Annotated in this window: 9 protein-coding genes; all 9 read left to right on the top strand. The window is 54.7% G+C overall.

Going from position 1 to position 7,781, the window contains the following annotated elements; translation table 11 throughout:
- The coding region (locus JO226_RS10525) for a YtcA family lipoprotein (RefSeq protein ID WP_293562859.1) at positions 1-183 on the top strand (183 nt) is incomplete at its 5' end.
- A 19-nt stretch (positions 184-202) separates the two neighbouring features.
- Positions 203-1,237 (top strand): multidrug transporter subunit MdtN, encoded by a 1,035-nt coding sequence (mdtN, locus tag JO226_RS10520; RefSeq protein ID WP_293562857.1) that lies wholly within the window; start codon positions 203-205, stop codon positions 1,235-1,237.
- Positions 1,234-3,279, top strand: a complete 2,046-nt coding sequence (gene mdtO, locus JO226_RS10515) for a multidrug efflux transporter permease subunit MdtO (protein ID WP_293562855.1) — start codon at positions 1,234-1,236, stop codon at positions 3,277-3,279. Before mdtN ends, mdtO begins: the two co-directional genes overlap by 4 nt.
- On the top strand, positions 3,276-4,739 hold the full coding sequence (locus JO226_RS10510) for an MdtP family multidrug efflux transporter outer membrane subunit (RefSeq protein WP_293562853.1): 1,464 nt from the start codon (positions 3,276-3,278) through the stop codon (positions 4,737-4,739). Before mdtO ends, JO226_RS10510 begins: the two co-directional genes overlap by 4 nt.
- 232 nt (positions 4,740-4,971) lie before the next feature.
- The gene (gene eutS, locus JO226_RS10505; RefSeq protein WP_293562851.1) at positions 4,972-5,307 is read left to right on the top strand and encodes an ethanolamine utilization microcompartment protein EutS; all 336 of its coding nucleotides are present in this window, start codon (positions 4,972-4,974) and stop codon (positions 5,305-5,307) included.
- 12 nt (positions 5,308-5,319) lie between these two features.
- Positions 5,320-5,799: an ethanolamine utilization acetate kinase EutP gene (gene eutP / locus JO226_RS10500; RefSeq protein WP_293562849.1), complete on the top strand. Its 480-nt coding sequence runs from the start codon at positions 5,320-5,322 to the stop codon at positions 5,797-5,799.
- Positions 5,777-6,466, top strand: coding sequence for an ethanolamine utilization acetate kinase EutQ (eutQ, locus tag JO226_RS10495; RefSeq protein ID WP_293562847.1), 690 nt, complete (start codon positions 5,777-5,779; stop codon positions 6,464-6,466). The genes eutP and eutQ overlap by 23 nt, the downstream gene beginning before the upstream one ends.
- A complete protein-coding gene (eutT, locus tag JO226_RS10490) occupies positions 6,463-7,266 on the top strand; it encodes an ethanolamine utilization cob(I)yrinic acid a,c-diamide adenosyltransferase EutT (protein WP_293562845.1) in 804 nt (267 codons plus the stop codon). The genes eutQ and eutT overlap by 4 nt, the downstream gene beginning before the upstream one ends.
- The coding region (locus JO226_RS10485) for a phosphate acyltransferase (RefSeq protein WP_293562843.1) at positions 7,263-7,781 on the top strand (519 nt) is incomplete at its 3' end. The genes eutT and JO226_RS10485, both read left to right, overlap by 4 nt.

Raw genomic sequence — 7,781 nt, 5'->3', positions numbered from 1 at the left:
TCGATATCCGTCATCGGTGCTTATTATCCCGATTGGTTATTTTGCATCATTGCGGGTGTCATCGTGACCTTGATCGCCCGGCGATTCATTTTAAAAAGACATGTGCAGCCGGGTTTTCCCGCGCTTGTCTATACCAGCCTATTTGCCCTCTTCTCCATGCTGTGTTGGCTGGTCTTTTTTTAATTCATGTTGAGATGCGCCCATGGAAAGTTCTCTGAAGAAAAAAAACGCTAAAAAGATACCCGCTCTGATTCTGATTGTGCTGACGTTGATGGTTCTGGCTTTCGTTATCTGGCGAGTTCATCACTCCCCATCGACTGATGATGCTTATGTTGCTGCTGATACCATTGACGTCGTCCCCGAGGTTAATGGCCGCATTGTCGAGTTGGCGGTAAAAGATAATCAACTGGTCAGGCAGGGCGATCTGCTCTTTCGCATCGATCCCCGCCAGTATGAGGCTAACCTGGCAAAAGCGGAAGCCGCGCTCGCGGCGCTTGATAAACAGATTATGCTGACGCAGCGCAGCGTCGATGCGCAGAAATTTGGCGCTGACTCCGTCCAGGCGGCAGTGGAAAAAGCACGAGCCGCTGCGAAACAGGCAATGGATACGCTCCGTCGCACTGAGCCTTTATTGTCTGAAGGTTTTGTTTCTGCTGAAGATGTCGATCGCGCCAGAACGGCGCAACGCGCTGCCGCAGCCGATCTTAACGCCGTTTTATTGCAGGCGCAGCAGGCCGCCAGCGCCGTCAGTGGGGTAGATGCGCTTGTTGCCCAGCGTGTGGTCATACAATCGGATATCGCCCTGACCAAACTGTATCTGGACATGGCTACCGTTCGCGCGCCTTTTGATGGCCGCGTTGTGTCGTTGAAAACCTCTGTTGGTCAGTTTGCTTCCGCGATGAAGCCTGTTTTCACGCTGATCGACACTCGCCACTGGTATGTCATCGCCAATTTCCGCGAAACGGATTTGAAGAATATTCACCCGGGAACTTCTGCAACAATTCACCTGATGAGCGATACCAGTAAAACGTTTCAGGGGAAAGTGGATTCGATCGGATATGGGGTACTGCCTGATGATGGCGGTATTGTCCTCGGAGGATTACCGCACGTTTCTCGTTCAATCAACTGGGTTCGTGTCGCGCAGCGTTTTCCTGTGAAAATTGCGGTGGATAAACCAGATGCAGACATGTTTCGCATCGGTGCTTCGGCCGTTGCCACCCTCGAGCCACAACAATGAGTATTCACAACCTCCTGCCTTTATCGATGGTCAGGCTGCTGGCGTTTTTTCATGAGGAACTAAGCGAAAGGCGTCCTGGCAGAGTGCACCAGACGGTTCTGCTGTGGGCTAATTGCCTGATAGTTGTGTTGATTTCAATGACGTTCGAGATCCCGTTTCTGGCAATATCATTAGCAGTATTGTTTTATGGTATCCAGTCTAACGCGTTTTATACCAAATTTGTGGCGATTCTGTTTGTCGGCGCTACGGTGCTTGAAGTGGGCAGTATGTTCCTGATTTACAAATGGACATATAGCTATCCTTTGATGCGCATGATTATTGCCAGCATCGTTGTTTTGGCCAGTATGTTTTTGATGCGTACGCATCGGCTAGGATTGGTCTTTTTCGCCGTTGCGATTATTGCGGTTTATGGCCAATCGTTTCCAGGAATGCTCGACTATCCGGATGTGGCTCTGCGCTTAACGCTATGGTGCATCGTTGTTGGGCTTTACCCCACCTTGCTGATGGTGCTGACCGGGGTTGTGTGGTTTCCCAGCCGGGCGGCGCATCAGATGCGCCATGCATTATGCGCATGTCTGGGTGATGTCGTCTGCCGCCTGACTTTCTCTTCGAAGCCGTTGCCTGAAAACAAAATCGAAAAGGAAGTGCTGGCGCTGCAAAAGCTCAACCTCTTTTGTATGGCTGATGACGCGCAGTGGCGGGAAAGAAGCGCCTGGTGGCAGACCTGTGTCGCGACGGTGACATATCTGTATTCCGCGCTGAACCGCTTCGATGTCGCTTCGTTACCCGGCGATCAGCGGATTGATGGTTTTTTACAAAAATTACGAAATGAAATCAGCGCATTACAGGAGGCGATTGCTTGTGGAACCCCGTGGCAAAGTGACTGGTCCCTGAACGCTGAGGACATTGTCGTTGCTCGTGAAGCTGGCTTACACCATCTTTGTGCGGCGCTGTTAGCGCTTGGCCAGATGGACCCCGATACACCGCCAGCCCCAGTGACGAAACCGCCGTCAATGGCTGTAGACGCGTTTACTAACCCTAATTATGTGCGTTATGCCCTGAAAACATTGCTGGCATGCATGGTTTGTTATGTTTTCTATTCCGGCGCTGACTGGGAAGGCATTCATACCTGTATGCTGACCTGCATTATCGTCGCGAATCCCAGCATTGGCTCCTCCTATCAAAAGATGGCGTTACGTTTTGGCGGTGCGTTGTGTGGCGCCATTTTAGCGTTGCTGCTGACCGTATTTGTGATCCCCTGGCTGGATAACATTGTTGAATTGCTGTGCGTGCTGGCACCTGTCTTTCTTCTGGCCGCATGGATTGCGACCGGCTCGGAACGATCTTCCTATATTGGCACCCAGATGATTGTCACCTTTGGTCTTGCAACCCTGGAGAATGTGTTTGGTCCGGTCTATGACCTGGTTGAAATTCGCGATCGCGCTATGGGTATCCTGATCGGCACGGTCGTTTCGGCGGTGATCTTCACCTTTATCTGGCCGGAAAGCGAAGCGGGGGGATTGCCGCAAAAACTGGCTGGGACATTCAAGGCGCTTGCCCAACTTCTCCGGGTACCACGCCAGCAAGATGCAACAACGCAGCGCAGTTATTTGCAGCTACGTATCGGTTTTATGGCGGCAATCCATAGCTGTGAAGAGATGTGCGGTCGTGTGGCGCTGGAGCGCCATCTTCCTGTGGATGAGCGTGTCAGGCTGATAAGCCGTGGTCGGCAGGTTATTCGCCAGGGACGAGAGATCCTTGATACCTGGGATGCCAGTTGGAATCTGTCCGGAGTCCTGGAAGGTGAAGAGCACAACGCACGCGCGGCACGCTTTGCCGATGCGCTCGAAAAATATGCGGGCAGTCTGGCAACCGGCAGCGGATCGCCCGTGACGTTCGCGCTCTCATCAGGCACTCAGCAACGCATACCGGAGTTAGACACGCTGGAACAACGCCTCATGCAGCAGTTGTCCTGTTTACCAGACTGGCGCCGCCAGGCGCAGTTATCCGCCGATCAACAGGAGCAAGGAGCCACTCAATGATGAACAGTCACCTTCCCCGATTATTACTTTGCGGCATTCTCAGCAGTACTGCGGCGCTCTCTGGCTGTGCGTTGATACGCAAAGATTCTGCTGCACACCAACAGATCAAACCCGAGCAGATCAAGTTAGCTGATGATATTCATCTGGCAAGTCAGGGATGGCCGCAGGCGCAGTGGTGGCGACAGCTTAACGATCCGCAGTTGACCAATCTTATCAGTCAGGCGCTTTCAGGCTCACATACGCTTGCCGAAGCGAAACTGCGGGAAGAGAAGGCGCAGTCGCAGGCCGATATGCTGGAGGCGGGATCGCAACTCCAGATGGCGGCGCTGGGTATGCTCAACCGCCAGCGTGTCTCAGCGAATGGTTTTTTAAGCCCATATGCTCTGGATGCGCCGAAGCTCGGCATGGACGGCCCTTACTATACTGAAGCGACAATAGGGTTGTTTGCGGGGTTGGATCTGGATCTTTGGGGAGTGCATCGTTCGGCTGTGGCGGCGGCTATTGGCGCGCAAAATGCTGCATTGGCCGAGACCGCTGCTGTGGAACTCTCTCTCAGTACCGGCGTTGCGCAGCTTTATTACAGCATGCAGGCGAGCTACCAGATGCTTGATTTGCTACAGCAAACCCGCGAGGTTATCGATTTTGCAGTGAAAGCGCATTTGAGCAAGGTCTCTCATGGGCTGGAGGCAAAAGTGCCTTATCATGCTGTCAGGGCGCAGAGGCTGGCTGTTGATAAACAGAGAGTGGCAGTAGAAGGGCAAATCAAAGAGACGCGAGAATCGTTACGGGCGTTAATCGGTGCCGGAGAGCGTAATATGCCGGAGATTAAACCGGTTTCTCTGCCGCAAATACAAACAGGTCTCCCGGCGACGCTGTCTTATGAATTACTCGCCAGACGTCCGGATTTACAAGCTATGCGCTGGTATGTGCAAGCATCTCTCAGCCAGGTGGATGCGGCTCGCGCGCTTTTCTATCCGAGCTTTGATATCAAAGCGTTCTTCGGTCTGGATTCGATCCACCTTGATCAACTGTTTAAAAGCACCAGTAAGCAGATTAACTTCATACCCGGACTGCGGCTGCCGCTGTTTGATGGCGGAAGGCTGAACGCCAACTTACAGGGGGCCCGCGCGACCAGCAACATGATGATTGAACGCTACAATCAGTCTGTGCTTGATGCGGTTCGCGATGTGGCGATCAATGGCACACGTTTACAAACGTTGAACGATGAGCGCGCTTTGCAACTGGAGCGGGTTGACGCCATGCGTTATACCCAGGCATCTGCACAGGCGGCCTGGACGCGGGGTTTAGGAAGCCGTTTGCAGGCAACTGAAGCACAACTACCGGTGCTGGCAGAGGAGATGTCGCTGCTGATACTGGATTCCCGACGGGTTATTCAAAATATTCAACTGATCAAGGCGCTGGGCGGCGGCTATCAGGCCCCGGCTGCTGACAATAAATAATGACTATGCCGCGTGATGATTATCACGCGGTTTTGCTGTTGCCGTAATACTTACCCCTCAGTATTTTTTATTCGCATTGTTACGTTTCCCTCGTGAGTCCTTTTTAGACACACATCTGGCGCTAATTTTCTTAGTGAGCTACTTCACCTTTTAAATCACCTTGCCGAATTTTGTTATTTACTCCGACAAAAAATTGTCACGATGAGGACAGTCTCAGCGGAGGTGTCAGGCAATGGATAAAGAACGCATCATTCAGGAATTCGTGCCGGGAAAACAGGTCACGCTGGCGCATCTTATTGCGCATCCCGGAGGGGAGCTGGCCAAAAAAATTGGCGTTCCGGATGCGGGAGCTATCGGCATTATGACGCTGACGCCAGGGGAAACCGCGATGATTGCCGGGGATCTGGCTATGAAGGCCGCCGATGTACATATCGGTTTTCTCGACAGATTCAGCGGCGCGCTGGTGATTTACGGCTCCGTCGGCGCCGTGGAAGAGGCGTTATTACAGACGGTCAGCGGGCTGGGGCGGTTATTAAATTTCACCCTCTGTGAGTTAACGAAAAGTTAATTGGAGGAGACGATGAAGCGTATTGCCTTTGTCGGCGCCGTCGGTGCAGGAAAAACAACGCTTTTTAATGCATTGCAGGGGAATTACTCCCTCGCCAGAAAAACCCAGGCCGTGGAATTTAATGATGGCGGCGATATTGATACTCCTGGGGAATATTTCAGCCATCCTCGCTGGTATCACGCCTTAATTACCACGCTGCAGGATGTGGATACGCTGATTTATGTCCATGCGGCTAATGACCTGGAAAGTCGCTTACCTGCCGGGCTGCTGGATATCGGTTCCAGTAAACGACAACTCGCGGCGATCAGCAAAACGGATATGCCGGATGCCTCAGTTGCCGCCGTGCGACAGTTGCTTCGCGGGATGGGGTTTGAGGAGCCGATTTTTGCGCTCAATAGCCAGGACCCGCAGAGCGTACAGCAGCTGGCGGATTATCTGGCAGCACTTAGCGAACAGGAGGAAGGGGCAGGTGAAGAAACTCATTACAGCTAACGATATTCGTGCGGCCCACGCACGCGGCGAACAGGAGATGTCGGTGGTTCTGCGCGCCAGCATCATTACCCCGGAGGCGCGCGAGGTCGCAGACCTGCTGGGGTTCACTATTGCCGAATGCGAGGAATCGACCCCGGCGACCGCGCCAGTGGAAGAGGCCAAAACCGAAAGCCAGCGTATCCGCGAAACCATCATCGCGCAACTGCCGGAAGGGCAGTTTACCGAAAGCCTGGTGGCGCAGTTGATGGACAAAGTGATACAGGAGAAAAAGTCGCTTGAACAGGGCGGTATGCAGGCGAGTTTTAAATCGGTCACCGGTAAAGGCGGCGTGAAGGTGATTGACGGCAGTAGCGTCAGGTTTGGTCGTTTTGACGGCGCACAACCGCACTGCGTCGGCTTAACGGATCTGGTCACCGGGCAGGACGGCAGCAGCATGGCCGCCGGGTTTATGCAGTGGGACAACGCGTTTTTCCCGTGGACGCTGAACTATGACGAAATCGACATGGTGCTCGACGGCGAGTTGCACGTGCGGCATGAAGGCGAAACCCTGATCGCCAAAGCCGGGGATGTGATGTTTATCCCTAAAGGTTCCAGCATTGAATTTGGCACGCCATCGACCGTGCGCTTTCTGTACGTGGCCTGGCCTGCAAACTGGCAATCTTTATGAAAGATTTCATCACCGAAGCCTGGCTCAGAGCGAATCACACGCTTAGCGAGGGCGCGGAGATCCATCTTCCGGCGGATAGCCGCCTGACGCCTTCGGCCCGGGAGCTGCTGGAAAGCCGTCACTTGCGCATCAAGTTTTTGGATGAACACGGAAGCCTGTTTGTTGATGACGAACAGCAACAACCGCAGCCGGTGCACGGTTTGACCAGCAGCGATACGCATCCTAAAGCCTGCTGCGAGCTGTGTCGTCAGACGGTCGCGAAAAAACCTGACGCCCTGACCCATCTGACCGCCGACAAAATGGTCGCCAAAAGCGACCCGCGGCTGGGGTTTCGCGCCGGGCTCGACAGCACCATCGCCCTGGCGGTGTGGCTGCAAATCGAACTCGGGGAACCGTGGCAACCGTGGCTTGCGGATATCCGCTCTCGTCTGGGCAACATTATGCGCGCCGACGCCATGGAAGAGTCGCTGGTGGCGCAGTCCATCGCCGGGCTTAATGAAGACGCGCTGCATCGGTTGTCCCACCAACCGCTGCGCTACCTTGACCACGATCATCTGGTACCGGAAGCCAGCCACGGCCGCGATGCCGCGCTGCTTAACCTGCTGCGTACCAAAGTGCGTGAGACGGAAATCCTTGCCGCGCAGGTGTTTATTTCCCGCCATTTCGACGTGCAGCGTCCGGACATTTTACAGGCGCTGAACCGCCTTTCGAGTGCGGTCTACGTGATGATGATTCTAAGCGTCACGACGCATCCGCTTAGCGTCAGCCAGATTCAGCAGCGGCTTGGAGGGGAGCAATGATCGTTGAACGCGCCCGTGAACTGGCCTTACGCGCACCCGCCAGAGTGGTTTTTCCTGATGCGCTGGATGCTCGCGTGCTGAAAGCGGCGCACTACCTGCAACAACAGGGGCTGGCGCGTCCCATTCTGGTCGCCAGCCCGTTTGCGCTGCGACAGTTTGCCCTCAGCCGCCGCGTGGCGATGGACGGCATTCAGGTCATCGACCCGCGCAGCAACCTGCCGCTGCGTGAGGCGTTTGCCGGACGCTGGCGCGCGCGCGCCGGAGAAAAAACGCCGCCGGATGCCGTTGAGAAACTAAACGACCCGTTGATGTTCGCCGCGGCGATGGTGAGCGCCGGTCAGGCGGACGTGTGCATTGCCGGCAACCTCTCCTCAACGGCCAACGTGCTGCGTGCCGGGCTACGCATTATCGGCCTGCAGCCGGGGTGCAAAACGCTGTCGTCGATTTTCCTGATGCTGCCGCAGTACGCCGGAACGGCGTTAGGGTTTGCTGATTGCAGCGTGGTGCCGCAGCCG

Origin of the sequence: Pluralibacter sp., from assembly GCF_019237635.1 — a bacterium.
Taxonomy (GTDB): domain Bacteria; phylum Pseudomonadota; class Gammaproteobacteria; order Enterobacterales; family Enterobacteriaceae; genus Enterobacter_B.
This window is presented reverse-complemented; position numbering and strand designations above follow the sequence as displayed.

What these genes read in the sequence shown, in the direction of transcription:
- mdtN (WP_293562857.1), top strand. Translation starts at nt 203, where the DNA reads ATGGAAAGTTCTCTGAAGAAAAAAAACGCTAAAAAGATACCCGCTCTG.
- eutS (WP_293562851.1), top strand. Translation starts at nt 4,972, where the DNA reads ATGGATAAAGAACGCATCATTCAGGAATTCGTGCCGGGAAAACAGGTC.
- mdtO (WP_293562855.1), top strand. Translation starts at nt 1,234, where the DNA reads ATGAGTATTCACAACCTCCTGCCTTTATCGATGGTCAGGCTGCTGGCG.
- JO226_RS10510 (WP_293562853.1), top strand. Translation starts at nt 3,276, where the DNA reads ATGATGAACAGTCACCTTCCCCGATTATTACTTTGCGGCATTCTCAGC.
- eutT (WP_293562845.1), top strand. Translation starts at nt 6,463, where the DNA reads ATGAAAGATTTCATCACCGAAGCCTGGCTCAGAGCGAATCACACGCTT.
- eutP (WP_293562849.1), top strand. Translation starts at nt 5,320, where the DNA reads ATGAAGCGTATTGCCTTTGTCGGCGCCGTCGGTGCAGGAAAAACAACG.